Genomic DNA, 26,895 nt, shown 5'->3' with positions numbered 1-26,895 from the left:
GTGGCTATGGACGCAGACGAAGACGGCCGACGACAGGGCCTGCTGAACCGACGAGGCCTGCTTCTGGGGGCCGCGGGGCTGACGCTTGCGGCCTGCGCCCCCAAGGCCTCCGGCGGCGGCGCCAACGCCCTGAAGGTGTCCAGCTACGGTGGCAACTTCGAGGAGGCGATGTCGAAATACGTCTACCCCGTCTTCGAGAAGGCCAGCGGCATCAAGGTGGAGTCGATCCCCCAGCCGGCCGGCCTCCAATTCCTGCTCCAGCTCATCGAGGCCAACAAGGCCGGCATCGCCCCGATGGACCTCTGCATCTCCACGGCCGTGGACATCAACCGCGGCCGCAACGCCGGCCTCTGGCGGATTCGCGATCCCAAGCCCCTGACCAACCTCGGCAACCTGCCGCCGCAGTACGTCTCCACCGGTCCCCAGGGGATCGACGGGGTGGGCGCGCTCGGCTGGTTCCTGGCGCTCGTCACCAATCCCGACCAGATCAAGACCGCCCCCACGAGCTGGACGACGCTGTGGGACCCGGCCTACCGCGACGCCTGGGGCCTAGCCGGCGCCGGCACCAGCCCGCTGTTCGACATCGCCGCGGCGACCTATTTCGGCGGCGGGGACATCCTCAACACCGAGGCCGGGATCATGCAGGTGATCAACAAGATCGCCGAGCTGAAGCCCAACACCAAGCTGTGGTGGGACTCCGAAGGCACCATGCAGACCGCGCTGGAGAACGGCGAGGTGAAGGGCGGTGTCTATTTCGCCGACGTCGCGGCCACGCTGAAGGCCAGCGGCACCCCACTGACGATCACCTTCCCCAAGGAGGGCGCCGTCATCGACTTCGGCTGCTGGTGCCAGCCCATGGCCTCCAAAAAGGTCGCCCAGGCCGACGCCTTCATCAACTTCATGTGCACCCCGGAGGCCCAGCAGCTGATCGCGCGCAAGGTCAATGCGCCGCCGCTGATCAAGCGCGAGCTGATGAACCTCACGCCGGCGGAGTTCAACAAGGTCTCCAGCGACATCCCGCCCATCAACATCAACACCAAGGCCCGCGCCGAGCACCTCGATTTCATGTCGACCCAATTCAACAAGATGATCTCGAGCTGAGGAGCGGCCGTCATGTTCGGACTTGAGATCAGTAGGGTCACCAAGACCTTCGGCGCCCACACAGCGGTCGACGACGTGTCGATGTCGATCCCCCAGGGGGAGTTCGTCTGTTTCCTTGGCCCCTCGGGCTGCGGCAAGACCACCCTGATGCGGATGATCGCCGGGCTGGAGTCGCCGGGTGAAGGGGCCATTAGCCTCAACGGCCGCGACATCACCCGGCAGCCGGCCAATGTCCGCAAGTTCGGGATGGTCTTCCAGTCCCTGGCCCTGTTCCCTCACCTGTCGGTGGGCGAGAACGTCGCCTTCAGCCTGCGCCTGCAAGGCCGCGACGCCCGCCAGCGCAAGGCCCGCGTCGACGAACTTCTCACCCTGGTGCGCCTGCCCGGCATGGAGAATCGGGCGGTGAGTCAGCTCTCCGGCGGTCAGCGCCAGCGCGTCGCCATCGCCCGGGCGCTCGCCCAGGAGCCGCCAATCTTCCTGCTGGACGAGCCCTTCTCGGCCCTGGACGCCAAGCTGCGGGAGGAGATGCAGATCGAGCTGCGGCTGCTGCAGAAGCGCCTGCAGATCACCACCATCCTGGTGACCCACGACCAACGCGAGGCCATGTCCATGGCCGACTCCATCGCCGTCATGGGCGACGGCAAGATCCAGCAATACGGCAGCCCGCTGTCGATCTATCGCGCGCCCTCCAACAGGTTCGTGGCCAACTTCATCGGGCTGTCCAACCTGCTGCCGGTGGAGGTGCTGGACCACGAGACGGTCCGTTTCGGCGCCAATATCCTCAAGGTCGCCCCCATGATCCAGCCGGCGGTGGCCAGCCAGGCGACCCTGTCGATCCGTCCCGAGGACATCCAGCTCACCGCCGCCAATGGCGAGGGCGGCAACACCGTTTCAGGCCGCATCACCTTCATCCGTGACATGGGCTCCAGCGTGGAGGTCCATCTCGACTGCGACGGCCGCGATGTGTTGAGCGTCGTCCAGCCCCGCGACTGGATGGGCGCCGGGACCGGCGACATCGCCCACCTGCGCCTGCCGCAGAACCAGTGCCGCGTGCTGGCCGCATGACCGACCTTGCCGCCCCGCTGAAGGCCGACGACACCGAGCCCCGCAACCCCGACCAGATGGTGCTGGCGGGCCTGCTCTCCCTGCCCACCCTGTTCCTGGTGATCCTCTGCCTCGTGCCGCTGTTCCTCTTGGTGCAGCTGAGCTTCGCGCACCGCGAGGACGGCGGCCTGTGGCGCGCCGGACTGGAACTCACCCAGTACCGCCAGCTGCTGAACCCGCAGTTCCTGAGGGTGGCCCTGTTCTCCTTCACCCTGGCGCTCACCACCGCCCTGATCAGCGTGATCCTGGCCTTTCCCGTCGCCTATTTCATCAGCCGCATGAAGCGCCGGGCGCAGATCACCTGGCTGGTGGGCCTGCTCTCTACCCTGTCGCTGTCGGAGGTGCTGATCGTCTTCTCGTTCCAGGTGCTGCTGTCAGGCAGCGGCGGCCTGGTGAAGGTCCTGGTGGCCCTGGGGGTCATGGAGTCCGCCCACTCGCTCTATCCCAACTTCGCCGCCGTCATGGTCTGCCTGGTCTATCTGGTCCTGCCCTACATCATCCTGTTCCTCTATCCGGCCATGTCGCAGCTGGATGACGACATGCCGGCGGCGGCGGCCACCATGGGCGCCTCGCCGCTGCGAGCCTTCCTGACCGTGGTGGCGCCGATGGTGAAGGGTCCGCTGCTGTCGGCGGGCCTACTGGTGGTGATCTTCACCGTCGGCTCCTACCTGACCCCCCTGGTGCTCGGCCGGCCGCAGCAATGGACGGTGGGCATCCTCATCTCCAACGGGGCCATGACCACCGGCAACCTGCCGCTGGCCGCCGCCCAGGCCGTGGCGCTGGTGTCGCTGATGGTGGGCCTGCTGGGCCTCGTGCGCCTGCTCACCAAGGCCGGGAGCCCCGCGTCGTGAACGATGGCCTGATCTCGACGGTCCTGCGGCGTGGCTTCCTCAGCCTGGTGGCCCTGTTCATCGCCGCCCCCCTGGTGGTGGTGATCGGCGTCTCCTTCAACCAGACCCGTCGGATGAGCTTCCCCCCCACCGAGCTCAGCCTGAAATGGTACAAGGCCTTCTTCACCGACGCCGGCTGGATGAAATCCCTGGAGACCTCACTGACCATCAGCCTGTTGGCCGCGCTGATCGCGGTGACCATCGCTCTGCCGATCGCCTATGCGGTCTGGCGCTACAACTCCAAGGCGGCCAAGGGGCTGGCAGGCGTCGGCTCGGGGCTGTTCCTGCTGCCGGGCGTGGTGACCGCCCTGATGTTCTCGGCCTTCTGGGGCATGGTGGGCCATGTGGGGCGCATCGAGAACGTCATCCTCAGCCACTCGGTGATCCTGCTGGGCGTCCCGGTGGCCATGCTGTCGGTGGGCTTCCAGTCCATCGAGAAGGCGCTGATCGAGGCCGCCCACACCATGGGGGCCGGCGACGCCGAAGCCTTCCGCATGGTGGTCCGCCCGGCCATGACGCCCTACATCCTCTGCGCCCTGGTCTATGTCTTCGTGCTCAGCCTGAACGAGTACCTGATCGCCTACATGGTGGCCGGCTTCTCGGTGCAGACCCTGCCGATCCGCGTGTTCACCGCCCTGCGCTCGGGCTATGAACCCACCATGTGCGTGGGCGCCGTGATCTTCATCCTGTTGGGGTTCGCCGCCTTCAGCCTGCTGGCCGCGATCGGCGACCTGCCCAAGCTGATGGGCCGCAACCGGCCCCTGGAGGCGTAATCCATGTCGGCCCACGTCCCCCCCGAACTGACCGGCCTGTGGCGCCGCGAGGTGATCACCACCCCCAAGGGCTATCGCGACGAGACCACCCGGGTGCTGTGGCTGCAGACCCGCTCCTGGTACGCCGACATCCGGGTGAAGGCCGACCGGCCCAAGCGCGAGGGCGCTACGGGCTTTGCCGAGTATACGGACGCCGAACTGATCCAGATGGCCGCCGTCCAGGGGTTCGCCGGGGAGCTGAGCGCCACCGGAAACGTCTGCCTGTGGCGCCGCGACCTCGACTACCAACCGCCCAACGACTCGGTGGACGAGGCGACCTTCGCGGTGGCGGACGGCGTCATGATCGAGGACGGCATCCACTCGGAGTACCAGGAGATCTGGCGTCATCAGGCGCCCAGCGCCACCCCGCTGGCGGCCTACAGTCTGGTCGGCGAGACCAAGGGCCTGCTGGTGATCGCGGGCGACTATTTCCTCGAGATCCGCGACCGGGCCACGCCCATGGCGCCCGCCGAGTCCCTCACTGCCTATGTCTCCGAGGCCCTGGCCAAGGGCGAGCGCGACGCCGCCGTCGCCGCGCTCTCCATGCGTATCTGCCACGGCCAGCTGGGGGGCGCCTCGCGCCGGGTGACCCTGTCGTCATATCCCTGGCTCGAGGGGACGGACCTGGGCGAGGTGGACCCCGCCGAGTGGACCCTGATCGACTGCGACGTGCCGGCGCCTGCCCTCTCCTGATGCGGGGCGGCCAAGGGGCGATCAAAACGACCTCCGCGCGTTGATCGCTGCATACTGCCCATGCAACTGTTATGCGCGGCTGAGCCGTCAGTCATAGTTGGATTACGCCGTGGACCAGGACCTGCTTCCCCAACTCGCCCGTATCGGCATCAGCCTGCCCAGCAAGCTGCTGGCCCAACTGGACGCCATGGTTTCGCGGCGCGGCCTGCCCAGCCGCTCGCAGATGATCGCCGAGCTGATCCGCCATGAGCTGGCCGACACCGAGGACGGCCTGGCCGACGGCGTCATGGCCGGCACCATCACCCTGATCTACCGCGCCGAGAGCGGCCGCGTGCGCCATGCCCTGGCGCGGGTCCAGAGCGAGTACCTGCCGGAGGTTATCTCCTCGCAACACGTCTTCCTGGAGGAGGACCGGTCGCTGGAGGTGCTGCTGGTCCAGGGCTCGGCCGAGCGGCTGCAGCAGCTGTGCGACCGGCTGCGGCGGGTGCGGGCTGTTCAACAGTTGAAGCTGGTGACGACGCGCTCGCTGCTGCCGCCGCTGCACGCGCACGGCTCCAGCGAGCCCGAGGCGCCGCTGCGCCGCCGGGCCGGCGCCCGTTAGCCGAGCCGGTCGGCGCGGACGGTCATGGCCTGGAACAGGGCCGAGCGCAGCAGCACGACCCAGGGGACGGCGGCCAGCGGCTGAGCAGCCTTCGGGGCGGCGGCTTTTCGAGGGGTCATGGGAACCTCCAGGCGAGGCTCGAGGGTAGGCTTCGAGTGAGAAGCGGCCACGGCGTCCGGCCCAGCAGGCTGTGAAGTCAAAGCGCCTGCCTAAAGCCTGGGCAGGAAATCGGCTGGACGCCACGATCCAGGGCGTCGCCTCTTGTCCTCTCCCACTTGAGGGAGAGGGTAGGGTGAGGACTCTCTCTGATGCGCCGTTGTTGTTCCGGGGCCGGAAGACCTCCGCTGCGCGGAGGCCCCCTCACCCTACCCTCTCCCCCAGGGGGGCGAGGAGTGCGGCGGCTAGACCTTCGCCTCTTGCCCGAAAGCTGGCGTCGTGGGCGCCTCGCCGCGGCGACCCTGGAGATACCCGAACGTCGCGATGGTCTGGGCCATGAGGTGGTCGCCGGAGACGAGGGCCGGATAACGGGCGGGGCGCTTGGGCGTCACGAAGGCCGGGTGCGGCGCCACCACGGTCCAGGAGTCACAGGTGGCGAAGAAGGGGAGGCTGTAGCGCGCCTCGCCGACCTTGCGGACCCGGTGCGAGGTGGCCACGAACTCGCCATTGGTCCAGGCCTCCAGCATGTCGCCGATATTGACCACGAAGGCGCCGGGGATCGGCGGGCAGTCGATCCAGCGGCCCTCGCCGTTCATGACCTCCAGGCCGGGCGCGGTGCCGTGCAGCAGGGTGAAGAACTCATAGTCGGTGTGGGCGCCGATCCCCTGCTGGTCGGGCTCGGCGTGGGGATCGAAGGGATAGTGGATCACCCGCAGCTGGCTGGGGGGACAGGTCAGGTGGGCCTCGAAGGCGTCCTGCGGCAGACCGAGCGCCAGGGCGAAGCCGCCGAACAGGCGCCGCGCCAGGGTGGAGATCGCGGAATAATAGGCGCCGGCTGCGGTTCTGAAGCCGGCGTCGTCCGGCCAGAGGTTCGGGCCCAGCATCGGCGCGCGCGGGTCGCCGGCCGGCCAGTCGAGGCCGATGTCATAGGCTTCTTTCTTGTCGATCTTTCCGCCGGGAAAGACCTCCTCGCCCTCCGGGACGTAGCCGGAGTGGTTGGTGGAGCCGCCGATATAGGAGGCCATTTTCGCCGGCATCGGCTGAGCGAAGTAGCGTTGGGCCGCCTCCAGCAAGTCCTCGATCAGGACGGGGTCCAGGCCATGGCCGGAGACATAGAGGAAGCCCGCCTCCCGCGCCGCGCGACCCAGGGCGTCGGCGACAGCCTGGCGATCCGCCGCGGCGGTCGAGCGCAGGCCGGCGATATCGACCACCGGCACAGTCTGGAAATTGCGGGTCACGAGCGGTCTCCCAGGCTTTGGGCGTATTACCAATCGAACGGTTCGTATTCACGTATGCGAGGCGTCAACCGGCCGTAACAGGCCCGCGGATTGACGCCTGGACGTTCATCATGGCGCCTCGCTGCCTCGTTTTGCGGCGCCTTTCCGGCTCGCCGGCCCACACGCACCGGAGCCGTGGATTATTACGATCTGCCCACTCAGTAATATCGCTCGAAAGACGGGCGAGGGCGCGTCTGCGGAACAGGGGATCGATATGACCAAGTGGCTTACCGGAGTGAAAGTCGCCGCGACGGCGGCCCTTGTCGGCCTGGCGCTCGCCGCCTGTAGCCCCAAGACCGAGACCAAGACAGCCGCGGCCCCCGCCGCCAAGACCTACACCGTCGGCTGGACCATCTATGCTGGCTGGATGCCCTGGCCCTATGCCGAGCAGGCCGGGATCGTGAAGAAGTGGTCCGACAAGTACGGCGTCGATATCAAGCTGGTGCAGATCAACGACTATGTCGAAAGCCTGAACCAGTTCACCGCCGGCAAGCTGGACGCGGTGACCTCCACCAACATGGACGCCCTGACCATTCCCGCCGCCGCCGGGAAGGACACCACCTTCGTGATGATCGGCGACTATTCCAACGGCAATGACGGCATCGTCCTGAAGGGCGGCGCGACGCTCGCCGACATCAAGGGCCGTCCGGTCAACCTCGTCGAGAACTCCGTCTCCCACTACCTGCTCGCCCGCGGTCTGGAGAGCGCCGGCCTGAAGATGACCGACGTGAAGGTGGTCAACACCTCCGACGCCGACATCGTGGCGGCCTTCTCGGCGCCGGAAACCAAGGCCGTTGTGCCGTGGAATCCGCAGCTGACCGAGATCAAGAAGCTGCCGGGCGCCAAGCAAGTTTTCGACTCGTCCAAGATCCCCGGCGAGATCCTCGACGGCATGATCATCTCCACCGAGGTGGCCAAGGCCAACCCGAACCTGGCCAAGGCCCTGGCCGGCATCTGGTACGAGACCACCATGCTGATGAACCAGCAGGACGCCGCCGGTAAGGCCGCCCGCGAGGCGATGGCCAAGATCTCCGGCACCGACCTGGCCGGCTACGAGAGCCAGCTGAAGACCACCTACCTGTATTACGATCCCAAGGCGGCGCTCGCGGCCACCGTCAGCCCCGACCTGGTCGCGGCCAACGACAAGGTGCGCAAGTTCAGCTTCACCAACGGCCTGTTCGGCCAGGGCGCCAAGTCGGTGGATGACATCGGCATCGAGTTCCCGGGCGGCAAGATCCTGGGCGACCCGAAGAACGTGAAGCTGCGCTTCGACCCGACCTACGTGCAGATGGCCGCGGACGGCAAGCTCTAGCCCCCGCGTCCCAAGTCCCCGCTTACCCCTCTGGAGGTGACCTTCCGATGCGCCGTCTGCTGAACGCGCGGCCGCGTGTCGGGGGTCGCCTCCTTCTGGGCCTGCTGCCGATCCTGGCCCTGGTCCTGCTCTACCTGGTGATCGCCACCGCGCGGCACACCGAGAACCCCCGCGACAAGATCACCCCTATCCCGGCCGCCATGGCCGCCGGCATCCAGACCATGGCCTTCGAGCCCGATCCCCGCACCGGCGAGGTTCCCCTGGTGGCCGACACCAAGGCCAGCCTGAGCCGTCTGGGGATCGCCGTCGGCCTGGCGGCGGCCACCACCCTTGTACTTGGCCTGACCATCGGTCTGCTGCCCTATGTGAGGGCCAACCTCGGGCCGCTGGTGGCGACCATCTCGGTGATCCCGCCCATCGCGGTTCTGCCCATTCTCTTCATCGTCTTCGGGCTGGGGGAGACCTCCAAGATCGTGCTGATCTTCGTGGGCATCACCCCGGTCATGGTCCGCGACCTGGCGACCCACGTCGCCGCCATCCCCGAGGAACAGATCGTCAAGGCCCAGACGCTGGGCGCCTCCACCTGGCTGACCCTGCTGCGGGTGGCCCTGCCCCAGGCCCTGCCGCGCCTGATCGATTCCTTGAGGCTCTCGCTCTGCCCGGCCTGGGTCTATCTGATCTCGGCCGAGGCCATCGCCTCCGACGTCGGCCTCGGCTACCGGATTTTCCTGGTCCGCCGCTACCTGGCCATGGATATCATCCTTCCCTACGTCGTCTGGATCTCACTGCTGGCGGTGATCATGGACCTCGCCCTGCAGGCCTGGAGCCGCACCAGCTTCGCCTGGGCCCACCCGCCGCGGAACGTCCGATGAGCGTGCTGTCCTTCCGAAACGTCTGGGTCGAATATGGCTCGAAGATCGTCCTGGAGAAGGTCGACCTGAACGTCGCAGACGGAGCCTTCGTCTCCATCATCGGACCGTCGGGCGCGGGCAAGTCCACCTTCCTGCGCCTGGCGCTCGGCCAGGAGGCGCCGACCCGAGGCTCGATCCTGCTGGACGGGGAACCGCTGTCGCCGGAGCCGGGACCCGACCGCGGCGTGGTCTTCCAGCGCTACTCGGTGTTCCCGCACATGAATGCGCTCGACAACGTCACCTTCGGCCTGGACTGCGCGGGCTCCCCCGTCCGCGGCCGGCTGGGGGGCAAGGACAAGAAGAAGGCCCGCGAGGCGGCCAAGGCCCTGCTGGCCCGGGTTGGCCTGGAGCACAATTTCAAGACCTATCCCCGGGCGCTGTCGGGGGGCATGCAGCAGCGCCTGGCGCTCGCCCAGGCCCTGATCACCCGGCCCCGCATCCTGCTCTTAGATGAACCTTTCGGCGCGCTGGACCCTGGCGTGCGCCTGGACATGCACGCCCTGATCACCGAGCTGTGGACCGAGCACAAGCTGACCATCCTGATGGTCACCCACGACATCAAGGAGGCCTTCAAGCTGGGCACCCGCGTGGTGGCCTTCGACAAGCGCCGCCACGACCCCCACGCCCCGCACCGCTATGGCTCCACGGCGGTCTACGACTTTCCGCTGGACAACAAGAAGAGCCGCGCGGTGCCGCCGGTGTTGAAGGGGTTGGTCGCCTCCGTCTGAACCCTCCCCCATCGAGGGGGAAGGCCGGGAAAGCTAGGCCGGCAGGCCGGCGATATACTTGCGCCAGCCACCCAGGGCCGTGATGTCCTCGGCGCCCACGATGGCCCGGGGTTCGGCGACGAAGCCCTTCACCGAGCCGCCGCCCTCCAGGGTGACGGTGCCGATGGCTAGCGGCGCCGGCACCTCGACGACGAAGCTGCCGAAGGCTTCGACCCCCAGTTCATAGACCTCCACCTCGATGGCCCCGCCGCCCTCGCCGACGTGGATCAGGGCCGGCTTGAACGGCGTGGTGTTGGTCATGGCGAACAGCTTGTAGGCCGGGGCGGTCTTGGTGCGGCTGACCAGCTTGGCGTCGCGGGAGGTGAGCTGCCAGTGCAGGGGCATGCCGGCCAGGTGGGCGCCGACCACGGCCAGCTTCACGGTCTGGGGCTTGCCGGCGGTGTCGAGCGCGGGGGCGTCGGGCATGGGGGAGATCTCCTCGTAGCGGCGGGCCAGGTCGAGCAGGACGTTGTCGGCCCAGGCCTGGCCGACCAGGGTGACGCCGAAGCCGGTGTCGTTGTCGCGGAACCCGGCCGGCACCGCGATGGCGCTCATGTCCAGCAGGTTGACGAAGTTGGTGTAGAGGCCCAGCGCCCCGTTCAGGGCGAAGGGCTCGGCCATCACCTCGCGCAGGCGGTAGATGGTGGGCGTGGTGGGCAGCAGCAGGACATCGACCTGGGGCCAGATCGCCTCGGCCGCCCGGGCATGGTCGGCGAGCGCATAGAGCCCGCGGAAGGTGTCGACGCCGGTGACCCCGAAGCCGCCCTGCAGGATGGCGCGGACCGTCGGGTTCACCGCCGCCGGGGTCTCGCGCAGCAGGGTCTCGATGGCGGCGGTCCGCTCAGCCACCCAGGGCCCGCTGTAGAGCAGCTTGGCGGCTTCCAGCAGCGGCTCGATGTCGATCTCGACGGGGACGCCGCCGGTCTGGGTCAGCCGGGTTACGGCCTTGGCGTAGAAGGCCTGGGCCTGGTCGTCGCCCATGAAGATCAGTTGCTCCGCCTTCGGAATGCCGAAGCGGAAGCTCGGCCCCAGCAGGGCGGGCGCCGCCGGCGCGGGCCGAGAATAGCTGTCGGTGGGATCAAAGGCGGCCACCACGCTGTCCACCAGCGCGGCGTCGGCGACGTCGTTGGCCAGCACCGTCACGCAGTCCAGGGAGCGGCAGGCCGGCACGACGCCGGAGGCGCTCCAGCGGCCCTTGGTGGGCTTGAAGCCGATCAGGCCGTTGAAGGCGGCCGGAACCCGGCCCGAGCCCGCCGTGTCGGTGCCCAGCGCGAAGGCCACTAGGCCCGCCGCCACAGCCACAGCCGAGCCGGAACTCGACCCTCCGCTGACATAGGCGAGATTGTAGACGCACCCCGGCGCGCCATAGGGGCTGCGCGCGCCCACCAGGCCGGTGGCGAACTGATCCAGGTTGGTCTTGCCCATCAGGATCGCGCCAGCCGCCAGCAGCCGGGCGACGACGGTGGCGGTGGCTTCCGGCTCATAGGCGTAGGCCGGGCAGGCCGCCGTGGTGGGCAGGCCCGCCACGTCGATATTGTCCTTTACCGCGAAGGGCACACCAGCCAGGGGCAGCTGTTCCCCCGCCGCGATCCGGGCGTCCACGGCGCGGGCCTGGGCCAGGACCGCCTGGGGGTCGGGCCGCATGATCCAGGCGTGGGCCTGGACCTCGTCATAGGCGGCGATGGAGTCCAAGGCCTCGGCGATGACGGCTTCGGCCGAGCGCTTGCCGCTGGAGACGTCGGACGCGATGGCGGTGATGGAGAGGCGGGTCATGGGATTTCAGGCCGGTTCGAGGGCGATCATCGGGGCGCCTGGCGCGATGGGCTGGCGTTCCTGGGCGTAGACCTGGCGGACGACGCCGGCGCTGGGGCTGGCCACGTCGCACTCGGTCTTCATGGCCTCGATCACCGCGATGATCGCGCCCTTCTCCACGCGGTCGCCGACCTCGACGAGCATCTTCCAGACGCTGCCGCCGAGGGGGGCCTCGACGAATTCCGAGCCGCCGGGAGCCTCGAAGGTGGCGGCCGGCGCATCATCTATAGCTTCGCTGGACAGCGCCTCGACCCGGGCGAATTCACCCTTCACCTCCCAGTCGGCGCGCTCGGCCTCGAAGGCCGCCTGGCGGGTGGCCTGAAAGGCTTCGATGCTCTCGGCGTTGTCGGCCATCATCCTGCGATAGTCGGAGAGCTTGAAGGTCTCCTCGTCGATGCGGATCTCGCGGCGGCCCAGGGGGAAGTCGCGGCGCCATTCGGTCAGTTCGTCGTGGCTGACCGGGAAGAACCGGATCTGGTCGAAGAACCGCAGCAGCCAGGGCTTGCCCTCGGTGAAGGCGTTGGTCTGGCGATAGGTGTTCCACACCTGGATGGTGCGCCCGAAAAGCTGGTAGCCGCCCGGGCCCTCCATCCCGTAGATGCACATGTATGCCCCGCCGATCCCCACCACGTTCGGTGGCGTCCAGGTGCGGGCGGGGTTGTACTTTGTGGTCACCAGGCGGTGGCGCGGATCGACCGGTGTGGCCACCGGCGCGCCCAGATAGACGTCGCCAAGGCCCATCACCAGGTAGCGGGCGTCGAAGACGATGCGGTGGACGTCGTCCTCGCTCGCGAGCCCGTTGATGCGCCGGATGAACTCGATGTTGTCAGGGCACCAGGGGGCGTCGTCGCGCACCGAGGCCATGTACTTTTCGATGGTCTCGTAGATCGCCGGGTCTTTCCAGGACAGCGGCAGGTGGATCACCCGGCTGGGGATCTCGAAGTCGTCGAGGCCGCCCAGGCGCTCCTCCATGTCGGCCAGGGCCTGCAGCAGGCGGACCTGGGGCAGGACGCGGCTGTCATAGTGGACCTGCAGCGAGCGGATGCCCGGTGTGATGTCGATGACGCCGGGCAGGGCCTGGTCTCGCAGTTCCAGCATCAGGGCGTGGATGCGCAGGCGAAGTTCCAGGTCCAGCACGATGGGGCCGTATTCCACCAGGAGGTGGCGATCGCCCTGGCGGCGGTAGACCACCCCGGGCCGGTGACCGACGGCCTCGATGGTCGCCAGGATCGGATTGGTGATCCCGTCGTCGAACAGGTCACGGTGCGGCGTCTTGGCCGGCGGCAAGCCTGGCTCGAGGCTGGCCACCAGCCGGTCCTGCTCAGTCTCGGCCAGGGTGGCGGCGGTGTCGTCCACCAGGTCGAAGGTGACGGTGTCGCCGGGCGCGAGCTGGCCCACCTTCCAGAGATCGGCCTGGATCACCACGAAGGGACAGACAAAGCCTCCGAGGGACGGACCGTCCGGCCCCAGGATGATCGGCATGTCGCCGGTGAAGTCGACCGCCCCGATGGCGTAGGCGTTGTCGTGGATGTTGGAGGGGTGCAGCCCCGCCTCGCCGCCGTCGCGCCGCGCCCAGTGGGGCTTGGGCCCGATCAGCCGCACGCCGGTGCGGTTGGAATTGTAGTGCACCTTCCACTCGGCGGAGCGGACCATGGCGATGTCGCCGGGGGTGAAAAAGTCCGGCGCGCCGTGGGGACCGGCCAGGACGCGGATCGCCCAGGTCTTGCCCAGGCTGGGCCGCGCCGCGGGCGCCAGGGGCTGGGCCACATCCTCGACCTGCGCGTCGCCCAGGTGCAGCACGTCGCCGGCTGCGAGGGTGCGTCCCGCATGGCCGCCGAAGCCGCCCAGGGTGAAGCTGGAGCAGCTGCCCAGATAGGCCGGGATGTCCAGCCCGCCGCGCACCAGCAGATAGGCCCGCAGGCCCGCGCCCTTCACCCGGGCGATCTTCAGGGTCTGACCCGCGGCGATGGCGATCGGGGCGTAGGTGGCCACCGGCGCGCCGTCGAGGCTGGCTTCCAGCTCGGCGCCGGTGAGACAGACCACGGCCTCGTGGTTGAAGATCAGGGTGGGACCAAGGGCGGTGATCTCCAGCCCCGCCGCGCCCTCGGGATTGCCCAGAAGCTTGTTGCCCAGCCGGAAGGCCAGCGCATCCATCGGCCCCGACGGCGGCACGCCCACGTCCCAGTAGCCGAGGCGGCCGGGATAGTCCTGCACCGTGGTGGCCGGCCCGCCGCTCAGCACACGGATGGTGCGGGGTTTGAACACGATGTCGGCCAGGGCCCGGGTCGAGACCTGGCCGCTGACGAAGGCCTCGCTGCGCGCCACCTGGCGCAGCCATTCGAGGTTGGTCTCCAGGCCGTAGAGGGCGGTGCGGTCGAGCGCCTGCTGCAACGCTCGGACGGCGGCGGGCCGGTCGGCGGCGGTGACGATCAGCTTGGCCAGCAGCGGGTCGTAGTGGGCGCTGACCTCCGAACCGTCGGTGATCCAGGTGTCCACCCGCACGCCCTGCGGGAAGCTCGCCTTGGTGAGCACGCCCGACGAGGGGCGATAGTCCTGGCCCGGATCCTCGGCATAGAGGCGGGCCTGGATCGAGGCGCCCTTCGCCTTACCGTCGAAGGTTTCGAGGAAGCCGTAGTCGCCGGCCGCGCCGCGGATCATCCATTCGACAAGGTCGACGCCGGTGACCTGCTCGGTGACCCCGTGCTCCACCTGAAGACGGGTGTTCACCTCCAGGAAGAAAAAGTCGTCGCGCTCGGCGTCGTAGAGGAATTCCACCGTGCCGGCCGAGCGGTAGTCGGCGGCCTCGCATAGGCGCACGGCGGCGGCCATCAGGGCGGCGCGGGTGGCGGCCGGCAGGTGCGGGGCCGGGGTCTCCTCGATGACCTTCTGATTGCGGCGCTGCAGGGAGCAGTCGCGTTCGCCGAGCGCCACGACCTTGCCCGCGCCGTCTCCGAACACCTGGACCTCGATGTGGCGGGCCTGGCGGACATAGCGCTCCAGGAAGACGCCCGCGTCGGAGAAGTTGGAGCCCGCCAGCCGCACCACGGCGGCGAAGGCCTCGGCCACCGCCTCGGGAGTCTCGCAGACCCGCATGCCGATGCCGCCGCCCCCGGCGGTGGCCTTCAGGATCACCGGGAAGCCGATGCGTTCGGCGGCGCTCCGCGCGGCTTCCGCGTCGGTCAGCAGGTCGGTGCCGGGGGCCAGAGGCACGCCCTGGGCGTGGGCCAGGTCGCGGGCGGTGTGCTTCAGGCCAAAGGCCAGGATGTTGGCGGGCGTCGGGCCGATGAAGGCGATCCCTGCGGCTTCGCAGCGCTCGGCGAAGATCGTGTTCTCGCTGAGGAAGCCATAGCCCGGATGGATGGCCTGGGCGCCCGTGGCCTTGGCGGCGGCCAGGATGGCGTCGATGTCGAGATAGGACTGGGCGGCCGGCGCGGGGCCGATGCGCACCGCCTCGTCGGCCTGGGAGACGTGCAAGGACCCGGCGTCGGCATCGGAGAACACCGCGACCGAGCCCACGCCCATGTCCTTCAGGGTGCGGATGATCCGGCAGGCGATGGCGCCCCGGTTGGCGATCAGGACCTTGGTGAACACTGGTCCTACCCCGCGATGATCATGCGCACGGGCGTCGGATTGAAGCCGTTGCAGGGATTGTTGATCTGCGGACAGTTGGACACGATGGCCACCAGGTCCATCTCGGCCCTCAGGTCCACATAGAGGCCGGGCGCCGAGATGCCGTCGACGATGCCGAGCGCCCCGTCGGCCTCCACCGGCACGTTCATGAACCAGTTGATGTTGGAGACCATGTCGCGCTTGCCCCGCCCGTGCTTGGCGTTGGCCTGCAGGAAGTTCTCGACGCAGGCGTGCTGGCTCTTGGTGTGGTGGCCGTAGCGCAGGGTGTTGCTCTCGCAGGAACAGGCGCCGCCGATGGTGTCGTGATAGGCCACCGAGGTGCCGGTGACTGTGGCCATGGCCTGGCCCTCGTTGGAGAGCAGCACAGACCCCGTCCGCAGGAAGATGTTGCCCTGGGCCGCCATGGTGTCCTGGGCCGAGTAGCGCTCGGCGTCGTCGGCGAGCGCGTACATTAGGAAGTCCACGGCCTGGTTGCCCTCCAGATCGACGATGCGCAGGGTCTGGCCCTTACGCACCACCGCGTCCCATGGCGCGCGGGCGGGGACTACATCGTCGCGGACAATTGCGCCGGTCAGGCCGCTCACAGGTTCACTCATCGGCTGTACTCGGCCTCGACGTTCAGGAAGGCGCGCAGGCCCTCCGGGGTGGCGTTGCGGATCGGGTCTTCGAGCAGGGTGACGGGACCGCGCCAAGCGGCGACCCGCAGCGGGGTGACGCTGTAGTCGGGCCGCGAGTCCAGCACGTGGGGGCAGTTGGCCAGCACCACGATCAGGTCCATCTCGGCCCGCAGGGTCAGGCTGCGGCCAGGGACGAAGGGGCCGTGCTGCGGGGTCAGCGACCCGTCTTCCTCAACCTTCACGCCCTTGAACCAGTTGAGGCAGGGGTGGATGTCGCGGCGGGCGAGGCCGAACTTCGCGACGCCCAGACTGAACCGGTCGCGGGCATTGGGATGCGGGCCCCAGTTGTCGCCGGTCCCGTATTTCGCGGCGTTGGTGGCCAGGTTCGACGCCCCGCAGAAGGCGTCGTGGGTTCCCGCCCCGTCCTCCAGCACGCTGAACATGACCTTGCCCATGTCCGACAGGACGAGTTTCCCAGCGCCCAGATAGGCGTTCCACTGGACCTTCAGGGTATCGGCCACGTTCAGCCGCTCGATGGGCCGCTCGGCATTGAAGATCAGCATCGAGGCGCAGGCGTCACCGGCGACGTCGGTGAGCTGCAGCCGTGCGCCGCGGTCCAGCCGCTTGGCGCCGTAGCCGCCGGGCGCGATCGTCTCGGCCCAGACCATGTCGGCGGAAGACACACCGGCCGGCAGGTCGCTCGCCGCGCTGGCGGGCAGGGTCGGCATGGCCTCGACCTGAGTCCCGGCCATGGCCCGGGCATGGGCCTGGGCGGCATAGGGGTTGGCTGTGTCGCTCATGACGCGTCCTCGGGATCGAACAGGGCATGCAGGGGCGGCAGCAGGGCGGTGGTGGTCACCAGCTTGATCTGCTGCACGCCGCGGATCTTGCGCAGCTCGTCACAGAGGTCGCGCAGGTGCTCTGACGGCCCCTGGACCAGCAGCACCTCCAGGGACTGGTCGTCCTCCAGGAAGACGTGCTGCGAGGAGATCACCTCCTCCAGATAGGCCTGCTGGGCCTGGGCCAGGGCCTGACGGACCCGGCCGCTTTCGGTGCGGTAGATGAGCGTGATGGTGCCGGCCAGCACCACGCCGGCCCGCTCCTCGCCATGCTCGGCCAGTTCGTGGCGGATCAGTTCGGCGATCATCTGCGAACGGCTGGGCAGGCCGCGCTCGGTGACCATGGCGTCGAGCTGGGCCACCAGTTCGGCGGGCATGCTCAGACTCAAACGCGCCAGGGGAAGGCTTTCGACGTTCATGAGCCGATGTGTGTTCGGTATTACGATCCAATCAAATCGTAATACGGGAGCGGCGGCGACGAAGGTGCGGGCGCCCTTGTCTTAGGCAGCGTCCGCTCCGGGCGCCTAAGGCTGCGGCGACGGAACGCTTGCCGTCCAATCGATATAGTGACACGTTTGATGCCAATAGATACGCGCAGGCGGGGAAACACCATGAAGAAGCGCATCTGGCTTGGCGCCACAGCCCTGGTCATCGCGGCTGGCGTCGGCGTGGCGGCGATGAACAAGCCGGCCATCCTGGGCATGATCGCCCACGCTCGCCTGCCCCATATCGAGCCCAACCATCCGGTGACCTGGGCCCAGGGCCCCGCCGTCCCGGCGCCTGGCGAGCGCCCCCCGAACGTCGTCTTCATCCTGGCCGACGACATGGGCTTCAACGACATCACCTTCAACGGCGGCGGCGTGGCCGGCGGGGTGGTCCCGACCCCCAACATCGATTCCATCGGCCATGACGGGGTCGACTTCACCAATGGCTATGCCGGCAACGCCACCTGCGCGCCTTCGCGGGCCGCCATCATGACCGGCCGCTACCCCACCCGCTTCGGCTTCGAATTCACCCCCGCCCCCGTCGCCTTCGAGAAGATGGTGGGCACCGCGGCCGAGCCGGGCGCCATCGTCGCGCCGAAGTTCTTCCACGACCGGGTCAAGGACATGCCCGCCGGCAGCACAGCCCCCTCGCCCACCGCGGTCAACACCCTCAGTGTTCCGGCTAGCGAGCTCACCATCGCCGAGGTGCTGAAGGCCCGCGGCTATCACACCATCCATCTGGGCAAGTGGCACCTGGGCGGCGCGGAGGGATCGCGTCCCGAGGCGCAGGGCTTTGACGAGAGCCTGGGCTTCATCGCCGGCGGCTCGATGTACCTGCCGGAAAAAGCGCCCGACGTCGTCAACTCCAAGCAGCCCTGGGACCCCATCGACCGCTTCCTGTGGCCGAACCTTCCCTACCAGGTGCAGTACAACGGCTCGGCGATGTTCGCGCCGAAGGGCTACATGACCGACTACCTGACCGACGAGGCGGTGGCGTCGATCAAGGCCAACAAGAACCGACCGTTCTTCATGTACTACGCACCCAATGCGATCCACACGCCGTTGCAGGCCACCAAGGCCGACTACGACGCCCTGCCTCAGATCAAGGATCACCGCCTGCGGGTCTATGGCGCCATGGTGCGCAACCTCGATCGCAATGTCGGGCGCGTGCTGCAGACGCTGAAGGATGAGGGCCTGGCCGACAACACCCTGGTGATCTTCACCAGCGACAACGGCGGCGCGGGCTATATCGGCCTGCCCGAGGTCAACCGGCCCTATCGCGGCTTCAAGTCCACCTTCTTCGAGGGCGGCATCCACGCGCCGTTCTTCATGCGCTGGCCCGGCAAGATCCAGCCGGGATCGCGCTACGCCGCTCCGGTCAGCCACATCGACATCTTCGCCACCGCCGCCGGGGCGGCTGGAGCTGCGGTTCCCATGGACCGGGTGATCGACGGCGTTGACCTGGTTCCCTACGTACAGGGCAAGGCCACGGGCCGACCGCACCAGACCCTGTTCTGGCGCTCGGGCCAGTACGAGACCGTGCTGGATGGCGCCTGGAAGCTGCAGGTCAACGGCGCCCGCGACAAGGTCTGGCTCTACGACCTGGCCGCCGACCCCACCGAGCAGCACGACCTGTCCAAGGCCAAGCCCGACAAGGTGGCGGCCCTGAAGGCGATGATCAAGGCGCAGGACGCCCAGACGAAGGCGCCCATGTGGCCCTCCCTGCTCCAGGGTCCGGTGTTCATCGACCACCCGAGCGGCCGGCCGCAGAAGGCGGGCGAGGAATACATCCTGTGGGACAACTAGGCCCATGCTCCAGGTCCTCACCACCGGCGAGGGCGTCCCCTTCCTGCGGTCGCCCGAAGCGAGCTTCCAGGGTCTAGCCGACTACCCCTTCGCGCCCCGCCACATCCTCTTCGAGGGGTTGCGTTTGGCCTATGTAGACGAGGGCCCCCGCGACGGGCCGGTCGCCCTGCTCATGCACGGCATGCCGACGTGGAGCTACCTGAACCGGAAGATCATCCATCGGTTGGTCGCCGCGGGATGGCGCTGCGTGGCGGCCGATCACATCGGTTTCGGCCGCTCTGACAAGGTGACCGACGACCGCTGGTACTCCATCGCCCGGCACGTGGCGGCCCACCGGTTGCTGATCGAGACCCTGGACCTGAGGGAGGTCACCCTGTTCTGCCAGGACTGGGGCGGCCCTATCGGCCTGGCCCAGGCCGCCGAACAGCCGGAGAGGTTCTCTCGGCTCGTGGTGATGAACACCTGGCTGCACCACCCTGCCTACGCCTACACCGACGCCCTGAGACAGTGGAACGCCCAATGGCAGACCGACGGCCTGTTCGGGATCAACGTCCCGGAGAAGCTGTCCCTGGGCTGGTTCATGATGCTTCCGCTTGGCCACATGAAGCCGGCCGACCTGTTTGGCATCATCGCCACGGGGACCTATCCCACCCTGACGGCGGAACAGGAGGCCATCCGTCGCGGCTACGATGCGCCCTTTGTCGGCCTTGATCGTGCTGGCCATGCCGGTCCGCGGCGGTTTCCCCTCAGCCTGCCCTTCGACAACCCGGAGGGCGGGGCCGCCGAGGCCCAGGCGCGCTGGTTCGACGCCCTGCTGGACTGGCCAAAGCCGATCCATTTCATCTGGGGGGGCAACGACGCGGTGTTTACCGAGGACTGGGGCCGGGCCTGGGCGGCCAACTACAGCCAGGCCAGCTTCCACCTGCTGCCCGACGCCGGTCACTTTCTCCAAGACACGCACGGCGAGGCCATCGCCGAGATCGTGCTTGAACAGATGAAGGCCAAGCAATGAGCTTCTTTCCGCCCTCGACCAATTCTCAGTACCTCGGGGCTCGGAGTTCGGTCTGGTTCCTGGGACTATCAGCGGTTCTGACCCTGGTCCCCGGCCTGATCCACAGCTTTCTCCCCGACGGCGGAGCCGGTGTGATCGGGGGCCTGGATATGGGTGACCGGCGCGACATGGTGATCGGTCTGTTCCGATGGGAGGGCGCGACCCAGCTGGCGCTGGGAATGGGACTGCTGGTGGTGGCCTTGCGCTATCAGACCCTCACGGCGCTGTTCCTGGCCTTGGTGATCGTTGAGCGCGGCCTGATGAGCCTGCACGGCTGGGTGCTGTCGCCGCCGGCCAGCGGCCACCACCCTCCAGCCCACTATGGCAGCCCAGTGTTTGTGGCCCTGGCCCTGGTGTTCCTGATTCTGGCCCTGCGTTCCCGCAGAGCCTAGTTTGCCACAACGGCGAGGCGCCCGGCGACCGGCCTAGCCCGGGCAGCGATCGATACGGCGCGAGAGCGTGCAAAAACGCCCCTATCCCGCCGGCTTGGTCTTGATGTTGAGCTGGCCGGCCAGGCCCGCGACGCGGTGATGCTCAATGGCGTGCATGGCCGGCGACATGGCCATTTCACGGAAGGCGGCCAAGGACGGGTATTCGGCCAGGGCCACCATGTCCCACAGGTCCTCGACCTCACCGATCATCAGGCCGGTGACCTCACCGCTATAGCGGACCTTTCCCCCAAGCTCCTGCACCAGCTTGGCGACTTCCTGGCCGTAGCGGGCATAGGCCTCGCGGCCGGTGAGGTGGGCGTCGCTGCCGTCGGCGTACTCGGCCTTCGGCTTGAACTTCAGCAGGTTGACCATGACGAAGGGCCCGTCCTCGGGCGCCCCGAAGAATTCCATCGCCTGGGCCATCGGCGGCAGGACAGCGTTCTCGACCTTCATGGTTCAGCTCCGAGTCTTGATCATGGTGTCGAGGATCGCCGCGATCTCGTCGGGGCAATCCTCCTGCAGGAAATGGCCGCCCTTGGTGGTGATGTGGGGCTGGCCCTTGGCGCCGGGGATGCGGGTCTGGAAGACGGCGTCGCCGCCTCGGCTGACGGCGTCGCCGTCGCTGAAGGCGGTGACCACCGGACGGTCGAACCGCTCCAGCACCTCCCAGGCGGCCTTATTCTCCGTCACCTGGCCATGCTCGGGGGTCACCGGCACCAGGGTTGGGAACTGGCGGGCGCCCTCCTTGTAGGTCTCGTCCGGGAAGGGCGCGTCATAGGCGGCGATCTCGGCCAGGGTCAGCTCGCGGCCGGTCCCCATGTTGACGATCATGCCGATCGGCATTTCCGGGATCGACTGGCTGAACTCCAGCCAGGCCTTGAAGCCCTCGGTCAGACCCGTTCCCGTCGGCAGGCCGGTATTGGCGATCACCAGGCCGGCGAACCGCTCGGGGAAGGCCGCCACCAGACGCAGGCCGATCAGTCCGCCCCAGTCCTGGCAGAAGAGCGTGACGTCGCTCAGGTTCATCTGCGTGAACCACTGGCTCATCCAGTCCACGTGGCGGCCATAGGTGTAGTCAGTGCGCAAGGTCGGCTTGTCCGACCGCCCGAACCCGATCAGGTCGGGCGCGATCACCCGATGCCCCTTGGCGGCCAGGATCGCGATGATCCTGCGGTACAGATAGGACCAGGAGGGCTCGCCGTGCATCAGCAGCACCACGGCCCCGTCGCGCGGACCTTCGTCGACATAGGCCAGGCACAGGTCGGTCCCGTCGGCGTCCCTGATCTGCGCGTAGTGCGGCGCGAAGGGCCAGTCGGCCAGGCCGGCGAAGCGTTCGTCCGGGGTCCTCAGAACCTGCATCGCGTTCCTTTCGCCAGTTCTCTCTGGCTCTCGATCAAAACTAGTGACAATATGAATGCCAATATATTCCCGGGTCAAGCCGGGTGGGAGGACAAGAGATGTCGAAGCGGCGGACGGCAGCCCTGGTTCTGGTCGGTGTGGTGGCGTTGGTCCTGGCAGGCGCCTGGCTGATGCGCGGCAAACTGGCGACCGCGGCGATGGAGAAGGTCTATCTCCGGGCCATGGCCAGCGATCCCTATGCCGGCCTGCCCGACGGTCTGTACGTCGGCCTCTGCGGCTCCGGCTCCCCCATGCCCGACCCGACCCGCGCCGGCCCCTGCACTGTGGTCCTGGCGGGCAAGAAGCTGTTCGTCGTCGACTCCGGCGCCGGCAGCACCAAGAACCTCTCCCTGATGAACCTGCCGCCGGCCCGGGTGAACGCGGTCTTCCTGACCCACTTCCACTCCGACCACATCGATGGCCTGGGCGAACTGATGCTGCAGCGCTGGGCCAGCGGCCCCAACACCAGCCCACTGCCGGTCTACGGCCCCACCGGGGTCGACCAGGTGGTGGCCGGCTTCCAGTCAGCCTATGTCCTCGACAGCGGCTACCGCGAGGCCCACCACGGCCCCGTCGTCGTGCCGCCCTCCGGCTTCGGCGGCGCGGCCCATCCCTTCGAGGCGCGGCCCGACCTGCCCAACGTCACGGTGATCGACGAGCCGGACCTGAAGGTCATCGCCTTCCCGGTGCACCACAATCCGGTGGACCCAGCGGTTGGATATCTCTTCATCTACAAGGGCCGCCGCGTGGTGATCAGCGGCGACACCACCGCCTCGCCCCGCCTGGAGGCGGCCGCCAAGGGCGCCGACCTGCTGGTCCACGAGGGACTGGCGCCCAACCTCGTGGCCCTGCAGCGCAAGGCCGCCCTGGCCGACCGCCGCGCCAACCTGGCGGCGATATTCCACGACATCCTCAGCTACCACACCACCCCGGAACAGGCGGCCGGCATAGCTCAGCGGGCGGGCGTCAAGTATCTGCTCTTCACCCACATCATCCCGCCCCTGCCCGTGCGGGCCCTGGAGGGCCCGTTCCTCGGCAAGTCGCGGGAGATCTATTCCGGTCCCATCCGCGTGGGCCATGATGGCGACCTGATGAGCCTGCCGGCCGGCTCCACGGAGATCACATATTCCAACCGGCTCAAGACCTTCCGGTAAGGAGACACGCCATGACCGACCTCGTCGCCCTCTCCGGCGCGCCCGGCTCGCCCTATACCCGCAAGATGCTGGCGGTGCTGCGCTACCGGCGCATCCCCTATCGCTTCCTGATGTCGGGATCGGCGGCCCAGGCCGCCATGCGGCAGCCGAAGGTGCAGCTGCTGCCCACCTTCTACCTACCCGACGAGACCGGGACCCTGCAGGCGGTCACCGACTCCACCCCGATCATCCGGCGGCTGGAGCGGGAACATTCCGGGCGTAGCATCCTGCCCTCCGATCCGGCCCTGGCCTTCCTCGACGAGCTGATCGAGGACTATGCCGACGAATGGCTGACCAAGGCCATGTTCCACTATCGCTGGGCCTATCGCGACGACATCAACAAGGCTGCGGCCATTCTGCCCTGCTGGCGCGGCTACTGCGTGCCTGACGCGGAGTTGGCGGCGAGGGGCAAGATGTTCGCCGATCGCCAGATACCGCGCCTGCGCTATGTCGGCTCCAACCCGACAACGGGGCCGGTGATCGAAGCGGCCTACCAGCGATTCCTGCGGATCTTCGACGCCCACCTGACCCACCAGCCCTATATCCTGGGCGCCCGCCCGGCGGCCTGCGACTTCGCGGTCTTCGGACAGATGACCCAGCTCGCGGAGTTCGACCCGACCCCCATGGCCCTAACCCTAAAGGTCGCGCCTCGGGTCACCGCCTGGGTCGGGATGATGGAGGATCAATCCGGCGTCGAGCCCACCGACGACGGCTGGAATGACACCGACGCCCTGCCTGCGACCCTGACCGCCCTGCTCACCGAGATCGGCCGGGTCTATCCGCCGGTGATGCTGGCCAATGCGCGGGCGGTGATGGCCGGCGCGGCGGAGGTGGCGGCGGTGGTCGATGATCAGGCGTGGACCCAGCAGCCCTTCCCCTACCAGGCCAAGTGCCTGCAGTGGCTGCGCCAGTCGCGGGCGGAACTGGAGGCGGGCGCCCGCGCGCGGGTCGATTCCGTACTTGCGACGACAGGATGCATGGCCCTCTTCGCCTGAGCACTGGCGCGACTGCGCGAGCGGCCCTAATCACCGGTTGTGGCTGGATGAGTGAGATCGCGTGGCGAACCTTGCGGACCTGAAGATTGCCGAGCCTGGGGGCTCGTCGGACGGCCGGCGGCGGCGGGGCGAGGACAACCGCGCCCGCATCGTCGCGGCCATGCTGGAGATCGTGCAGTCGGGGGAGGTGGCCCCCAGCGCCGAGCAGGTGGCGGTTCGCGCCGACGTCGGCCTGCGCACCGTCTTCCGCCACTTCAGCGACATGGACAGCCTCTATCGCGAGATGTCCGAGGCTATCGAGGCCGAGGTGCAGTCTGTGGCCGACCAGCCCTTCAGGGCGCCCGACTGGCGCGGCCGGGTTGTCGAGTTGGTGGGCCGGCGCGGCGCGGCCTTCGAGAAGATCGGGCCCTTCCGCAAGGCGGCCGACGCCTTCCGCCATCGCTCCCGGTTCCTGGGGGACGACGCCAGCCGGCTGTCACAGCGGCTACGGAAAATCCTGGAGCGGGTGGTGGACGGCGCGGTCGACGGCCACACCTTGGAAGCCCTCGACCTGCTGTTGAGTTTCGAGGCCTGGTCGCGGCTGCGGGAGGAGCAGGGTCTCTCCGTCGAGCAGACGCAGGGCGTGCTTGAGGCCGCCGCCCGGCGCCTCATCGCCTAGCGACCGTCAGCCCGGCGCCGATTTCTGGCGCGGCGGCGTTGCCGCGCCAGCCGCCAGACCCTAGCGTCACGGCATGCAAATGCTCCCGCGCGCCCTCGCCTTCGCCGCCCTGATCGCCCTCGCCTGCCCGGCCGCCGCCGCGACCGACAACGCCCGATGGGAAAAGCAGGCGGCGGGGATCCGTATCGTCCGCGACGACTGGGGCATCGCCCATGTGCACGGCAAGACCGACGCCGATGCGGTGTTCGGCATGGTCTACGCCCAGGCCGAGGACGACTTCAACCGCGTCGAGACCAACTACATCAACGCCATGGGCCGGCTGGCCGAGGCGGAGGGCGAGAAGGCCATCTGGCAGGACCTGCGGATGAAGATCTTTATCGATCCCGCCGACCTGAAGGCCGACTACGCCAGGAGCCCGGCCTGGCTGAAGACCCTGATGACCGCCTGGGCCGACGGCCTGAACTACTACCTGGCCACCCACCCCAAGGTGACGCCGAAGGTCATCAAGCACTTCGAACCCTGGATGGCGCTCTCCTTCACCGAGGGCAGTATCGGCGGCGACATCGAGAGCGTCTCGCTGTCCCAGCTCGAGGCCTTCTATGGCGGCCGTCAGACCTCGATGGCGCAGGAACAGTTCGCGCTGGCCCAGTTCAAGGAGCCGTCGGGCTCCAACGGCTTCGCCATCGCGCCGGGCAATACGGCCGCCGGCCACGCCCTGCTGCTGATCAACCCCCACACCAGCTTCTTCTTCCGCTCCGAGCAGCAGGTCAGCAGCGACGCGGGGTTGAACGTCTATGGCGCGGCGACCTGGGGGCAGTTCTTCATCTACCAGGGCTTCAACGCCAAGGCCGGGTGGATGCACACCACCAGCGGCCTGGATTCCATCGACGAGTTCGCCGAGACGATCGCGGGCTCCGGCGACAAGCTGACCTATCGCTACGGGACCGAGAACCGCCCGGTCACCACCTCTGTTATCGCGGTCCCCTACCGCGCCGCCGACGGGTCGATGAAGGCCAAGAGCTTCACGGTCTATCGCACCCACCACGGTCCCATCGTCCGCGAGGCCGGGGGCAAGTGGATCGCCGTGGCCCTGATGAACAAGCCGATCGCGGCGCTGAGCCAGAGCTATCTGCGCACCAAGGCCGTCGACTATGCCAGCTACATGAAGGTGATGGCCTTCAAGGCCAACTCCTCCAACAACACCCTGTTCGCCGACGCCAAGGGCGAGGTGGCCTACCTGCACCCGCAGTTCATTCCCAAGCGTGACGACCGCTTCGACTACACCAAGCCGGTGGATGGGTCGGACCCCGCCACGGACTGGAAGGGGCTCCACGCGCTGACGGAAGCGCCGCACCTGCTGAACCCCGCCAACGGCTGGATCGCCAACACCAACAACTGGCCCTATTCGGCGGCGGGCGCGGAGAGCCCGAAGAAGGCCGACTATCCGCGCTATATGGATAGCGCCGGCGAGAACCCGCGCGGGATCCACGCCAATCTGGTGCTGAAGGACCGCAAGGACTTCACCCTGCCGACCCTGATCGCGGCGGCCTACGATCCGCGCCTGACCGCCTTCGACCAACTGATCCCGCCGCTGATCGCGGCCTATGACGCGACCCCAGCCATCAGTCCGCTGAAGGGAAAGCTCGCCGACCAGGTCGCCCTGCTGCGCGGCTGGGATCACCGCTGGTCGGCCACTTCCGAGGCGACCTCGCTGGCGGTCTTCTGGGGCGAGCAGCTGTGGAGCGAGGTGGCCGTCGCCGCCCGCGCCGAGCATCGCTCGGTTTATGACGATATGGTCAGCCGCACGACGCCCGATCAGAAGCTGACGGCCCTGGCTGTCGCCTCGGACCGACTGGCGGCGGACTTCGGGACCTGGCGCACGCCCTGGGGCGAGATCAACCGCTTCCAGCGCCTGACCGGCGAACTGGTCCAACCCTTCAACGACGCCGGCCCGAGCATCCCCGTGCCCTTCGCCTCGGCCCAATGGGGATCGCTGGCCTCCTTCGGGGCGGGCCGCAAGCCGGGGACCAAGAAGTACTACGGGACCAGCGGCAACAGCTTCGTGGCGGTGGTGGAGTTCGGCGACAAGGTCCACGCCCGGGCGGTGACGGCCGGCGGCGAGAGCGGCGATCCGGCCTCCAAACACTTCAACGACCAGGCGGGCCGCTACAGCACGGGCGATCTGCGGGAGGTCTATTTCTATCCCGAGCAACTGACCGGCCACACGGAAAGCAGCTATCGACCAGGCCAGTAGTTTCGGCAGTGGATGCCGAACCATTGGGGATTGAGGAACCGTTGACACCGGTATCATAACTCAATTCCCGCTCTATTGTACGATAATTAGACCCTCGCCATC

At 68.1% G+C, this 26,895-nt stretch carries 25 protein-coding genes; 16 read left to right on the top strand and 9 right to left on the bottom strand.

The features are described 5' to 3' along the window. The first annotated feature begins 6 nt into the window (after positions 1-6). From JKL49_RS03940 to JKL49_RS03915, 6 genes are all read left to right on the top strand, one after another. Positions 7-1,101 (top strand): ABC transporter substrate-binding protein, encoded by a 1,095-nt coding sequence (locus JKL49_RS03940; protein WP_215338408.1) that lies wholly within the window; start codon positions 7-9, stop codon positions 1,099-1,101. Between the two features lie 12 nt (positions 1,102-1,113). Further along, positions 1,114-2,166 carry an ABC transporter ATP-binding protein gene (locus JKL49_RS03935; RefSeq protein WP_215338407.1) on the top strand — a complete coding sequence of 351 codons (1,053 nt, stop codon included), beginning with the start codon at positions 1,114-1,116 and terminating at the stop codon, positions 2,164-2,166. Next, the gene (locus tag JKL49_RS03930; RefSeq protein ID WP_215338406.1) at positions 2,163-3,056 is read left to right on the top strand and encodes an ABC transporter permease; all 894 of its coding nucleotides are present in this window, start codon (positions 2,163-2,165) and stop codon (positions 3,054-3,056) included. The genes JKL49_RS03935 and JKL49_RS03930 overlap by 4 nt, the downstream gene beginning before the upstream one ends. Continuing rightward, on the top strand, positions 3,053-3,868 hold the full coding sequence (locus JKL49_RS03925) for an ABC transporter permease (protein ID WP_215338405.1): 816 nt from the start codon (positions 3,053-3,055) through the stop codon (positions 3,866-3,868). Before JKL49_RS03930 ends, JKL49_RS03925 begins: the two co-directional genes overlap by 4 nt. 3 nt (positions 3,869-3,871) lie before the next feature. Then, positions 3,872-4,600: a hypothetical protein gene (locus JKL49_RS03920; RefSeq protein ID WP_215338404.1), complete on the top strand. Its 729-nt coding sequence runs from the start codon at positions 3,872-3,874 to the stop codon at positions 4,598-4,600. A 109-nt stretch (positions 4,601-4,709) separates the two neighbouring features. Continuing rightward, the gene (locus tag JKL49_RS03915; RefSeq protein ID WP_347340351.1) at positions 4,710-5,201 is read left to right on the top strand and encodes a CopG family ribbon-helix-helix protein; all 492 of its coding nucleotides are present in this window, start codon (positions 4,710-4,712) and stop codon (positions 5,199-5,201) included. Here the strand turns inward: JKL49_RS03915 and JKL49_RS21165 are convergent. Together JKL49_RS21165 and JKL49_RS03910 are read right to left on the bottom strand one after the other, a co-directional pair. Then, entirely contained in the window at positions 5,198-5,320 is a 123-nt protein-coding gene (locus JKL49_RS21165) for a hypothetical protein (protein WP_283816609.1), read from the bottom strand. The two genes, JKL49_RS03915 and JKL49_RS21165, sit on opposite strands and share 4 nt — an antisense overlap. Positions 5,321-5,602: 282 nt before the next feature. After that, entirely contained in the window at positions 5,603-6,595 is a 993-nt protein-coding gene (locus JKL49_RS03910; protein WP_215338403.1) for an isopenicillin N synthase family dioxygenase, read from the bottom strand. 253 nt (positions 6,596-6,848) lie between these two features. Between JKL49_RS03910 and JKL49_RS03905 the strand changes: the two genes are divergently transcribed. The 3 genes from JKL49_RS03905 to JKL49_RS03895 are packed head-to-tail and all read left to right on the top strand — an operon-like array spanning position 6,849 to position 9,585. After that, positions 6,849-7,946 (top strand): putative urea ABC transporter substrate-binding protein, encoded by a 1,098-nt coding sequence (locus JKL49_RS03905; RefSeq protein WP_215338402.1) that lies wholly within the window; start codon positions 6,849-6,851, stop codon positions 7,944-7,946. 47 nt (positions 7,947-7,993) lie between these two features. Continuing rightward, positions 7,994-8,818 carry an ABC transporter permease gene (locus tag JKL49_RS03900; protein WP_215338401.1) on the top strand — a complete coding sequence of 275 codons (825 nt, stop codon included), beginning with the start codon at positions 7,994-7,996 and terminating at the stop codon, positions 8,816-8,818. Then, entirely contained in the window at positions 8,815-9,585 is a 771-nt protein-coding gene (locus JKL49_RS03895; protein WP_215338400.1) for an ABC transporter ATP-binding protein, read from the top strand. The genes JKL49_RS03900 and JKL49_RS03895 overlap by 4 nt, the downstream gene beginning before the upstream one ends. Positions 9,586-9,618: 33 nt before the next feature. Here JKL49_RS03895 and atzF read toward each other — a convergent pair whose 3' ends face one another. From atzF to JKL49_RS03870, 5 genes are read right to left on the bottom strand one after another with little or no spacing between them, the layout of a single operon-like run. After that, on the bottom strand, positions 9,619-11,397 hold the full coding sequence (gene atzF / locus JKL49_RS03890) for an allophanate hydrolase (protein ID WP_215338399.1): 1,779 nt from the start codon (positions 11,395-11,397) through the stop codon (positions 9,619-9,621). Positions 11,398-11,403: 6 nt separating this feature from the next. Continuing rightward, positions 11,404-15,027, bottom strand: a complete 3,624-nt coding sequence (uca, locus tag JKL49_RS03885; protein WP_215338398.1) for an urea carboxylase — start codon at positions 15,025-15,027, stop codon at positions 11,404-11,406. Between the two features lie 5 nt (positions 15,028-15,032). Beyond that, entirely contained in the window at positions 15,033-15,662 is a 630-nt protein-coding gene (locus JKL49_RS03880) for an urea amidolyase associated protein UAAP2 (protein ID WP_215338397.1), read from the bottom strand. Next, positions 15,659-16,483 (bottom strand): urea amidolyase associated protein UAAP1, encoded by an 825-nt coding sequence (locus JKL49_RS03875; RefSeq protein ID WP_215338396.1) that lies wholly within the window; start codon positions 16,481-16,483, stop codon positions 15,659-15,661. The genes JKL49_RS03880 and JKL49_RS03875 overlap by 4 nt, the downstream gene beginning before the upstream one ends. After that, the gene (locus JKL49_RS03870; protein ID WP_215338395.1) at positions 16,480-16,941 is read right to left on the bottom strand and encodes a CopG family ribbon-helix-helix protein; all 462 of its coding nucleotides are present in this window, start codon (positions 16,939-16,941) and stop codon (positions 16,480-16,482) included. Before JKL49_RS03870 ends, JKL49_RS03875 begins: the two co-directional genes overlap by 4 nt. Before the next feature lie 192 nt (positions 16,942-17,133). Between JKL49_RS03870 and JKL49_RS03865 the strand changes: the two genes are divergently transcribed. Genes JKL49_RS03865 through JKL49_RS03855 form a run of 3 tightly spaced genes read left to right on the top strand, consistent with a single transcriptional unit; the run spans position 17,134 to position 20,256 of the window. Next, positions 17,134-18,813: a sulfatase-like hydrolase/transferase gene (locus JKL49_RS03865; protein WP_215338394.1), complete on the top strand. Its 1,680-nt coding sequence runs from the start codon at positions 17,134-17,136 to the stop codon at positions 18,811-18,813. A 4-nt stretch (positions 18,814-18,817) separates the two neighbouring features. Then, entirely contained in the window at positions 18,818-19,825 is a 1,008-nt protein-coding gene (locus tag JKL49_RS03860) for an alpha/beta fold hydrolase (RefSeq protein WP_215338393.1), read from the top strand. Further along, entirely contained in the window at positions 19,822-20,256 is a 435-nt protein-coding gene (locus JKL49_RS03855; protein WP_215338392.1) for a hypothetical protein, read from the top strand. The genes JKL49_RS03860 and JKL49_RS03855 overlap by 4 nt, the downstream gene beginning before the upstream one ends. An 81-nt stretch (positions 20,257-20,337) precedes the next feature. On the opposite strand, the gene JKL49_RS03850 is transcribed toward JKL49_RS03855, so the two are convergent. Both JKL49_RS03850 and JKL49_RS03845 read right to left on the bottom strand, forming a co-directional pair. Further along, on the bottom strand, positions 20,338-20,748 hold the full coding sequence (locus JKL49_RS03850) for a DUF1330 domain-containing protein (protein ID WP_215338391.1): 411 nt from the start codon (positions 20,746-20,748) through the stop codon (positions 20,338-20,340). A gap of 3 nt (positions 20,749-20,751) precedes the next feature. Next, on the bottom strand, positions 20,752-21,654 hold the full coding sequence (locus tag JKL49_RS03845) for a haloalkane dehalogenase (protein WP_215338390.1): 903 nt from the start codon (positions 21,652-21,654) through the stop codon (positions 20,752-20,754). 98 nt (positions 21,655-21,752) lie between these two features. Between JKL49_RS03845 and JKL49_RS03840 the strand changes: the two genes are divergently transcribed. The 4 genes from JKL49_RS03840 (at position 21,753) to JKL49_RS03825 (ending at position 26,793) form a co-directional block, all read left to right on the top strand. After that, a complete protein-coding gene (locus JKL49_RS03840) occupies positions 21,753-22,847 on the top strand; it encodes an MBL fold metallo-hydrolase (protein WP_215338389.1) in 1,095 nt (364 codons plus the stop codon). 11 nt (positions 22,848-22,858) lie between these two features. Beyond that, the gene (locus JKL49_RS03835) at positions 22,859-23,881 is read left to right on the top strand and encodes a glutathione S-transferase family protein (protein WP_215338388.1); all 1,023 of its coding nucleotides are present in this window, start codon (positions 22,859-22,861) and stop codon (positions 23,879-23,881) included. Positions 23,882-23,942: 61 nt separating this feature from the next. Beyond that, positions 23,943-24,539, top strand: coding sequence for a TetR/AcrR family transcriptional regulator (locus JKL49_RS03830; RefSeq protein ID WP_215338387.1), 597 nt, complete (start codon positions 23,943-23,945; stop codon positions 24,537-24,539). A 73-nt stretch (positions 24,540-24,612) separates the two neighbouring features. Further along, positions 24,613-26,793 (top strand): penicillin acylase family protein, encoded by a 2,181-nt coding sequence (locus JKL49_RS03825; RefSeq protein ID WP_215338386.1) that lies wholly within the window; start codon positions 24,613-24,615, stop codon positions 26,791-26,793. Positions 26,794-26,895 lie beyond the last annotated feature (102 nt).

The organism is Phenylobacterium glaciei (assembly GCF_016772415.1).
Classification (GTDB): Bacteria; Pseudomonadota; Alphaproteobacteria; order Caulobacterales; family Caulobacteraceae; genus Phenylobacterium; species Phenylobacterium glaciei.
The sequence above is the reverse complement of the archived record's forward strand: the minus strand, read 5'-3'. Positions and strand labels throughout refer to the sequence as shown.